General features: G+C 69.7%; 1 protein-coding gene. It reads right to left on the bottom strand.

Annotated features, from left to right (window positions below):
* Positions 1-1,043 (bottom strand): beta-ketoacyl synthase N-terminal-like domain-containing protein (locus AB0J64_RS57335; RefSeq protein ID WP_364047304.1); only part of this gene is annotated, 1,043 nt, incomplete at its 3' end.
* Positions 1,044-1,099: the final 56 nt, after the last annotated feature.

Genomic DNA, 1,099 nt, shown 5'->3' with positions numbered 1-1,099 from the left:
TCCACCGACACCGCCGGCCCCTCCAAGCCCAAGGTGTACGCCACCCGGCCCGAAATCGTGGCCCCACCCGTCCCCGACGGCGCATAATCGTGATACATCACCCCGGCGAACACCCCAGCGCTGCTCTCCCGCAACGACGTCGGATCAATCCCCGCCCGCTCCAACCCCGCCCAGCACACCTCGAGAAACTGCCGCTCCTGCGGATCCATCTCCGCCGCCTCACGCGGACTGATCCCGAAAAACGCCGGATCAAACTCCGCCGCCCCGTACAGAAACCCGCCCTCCCGCGCATAACTACGGCCCGGCTTGCCCGGCTCCGGATCATAAAGACCGGCCACATCCCAGCCACGATCAGCCGGAAACCCACCCACCGCGTCCACACCATCGACCAGCAGCCGCCACAACCGCTCCGGATCATCCACCCCACCCGGATAACGACAGGCCATCCCCACGATCGCGACGGGATCGTCGGTGACGGCCGCCGGACGCCGCGTCCTCCGCTGGTCGGCCTGCCCGCCTAGCAACCGGCGCAGCACGAAGTCCGTCAGCGCGTTCACCGACGGGTGGTCGAAGACCAGCGTCGCGGGCAGGGTGAGCCCGACCGCCCGGCCCAGCCGGTTCCTTAGGTCCACCGCCATCAGCGAGTCGACGCCCAGTTCTTGGAAGGCCCGGTCCACCGGGACCGACTCGGCCGCGCCGTACCCCAGCACTGCGGCCGCCTGCGCGCGTACCAGTTCTGTCACCGTTGCATGGCGTTCTGCGGCAGACATGTCGACCAACCGGTCAGCGAGCGAGGCGCTACCGGCAGGAGCGTCCAACGCGGCCCTGCGCCGCACCCCCACCAGATCACGCAACACCGCAGGCAACCGCTCCGCCGGACCGGCACGCAACGTCCCCACCGACCAACCGGCCGCCACCACAACACCCCGCCGATCCTCGGCCACCACCCGATCCAGCACCGACAGACCCACACCAGCCGACAGCGGGATCAACCCCTCCCGCACCATCCGCTCCCGCTCCCGATCGGACAACCGACCGGCCATACCCTCCTCGGCATCCCACACACCCCACGCCACCGACACCGCCGGCAGACCAGCCG

The sequence above is a fragment of the Nonomuraea sp. NPDC049695 genome (genome assembly GCF_040674955.1).
GTDB lineage: Bacteria > Actinomycetota > Actinomycetes > Streptosporangiales > Streptosporangiaceae > Nonomuraea > Nonomuraea helvata.
Note: the sequence above shows the minus strand (reverse complement) of the source record. Positions and strands in the feature narration are given on the sequence as shown.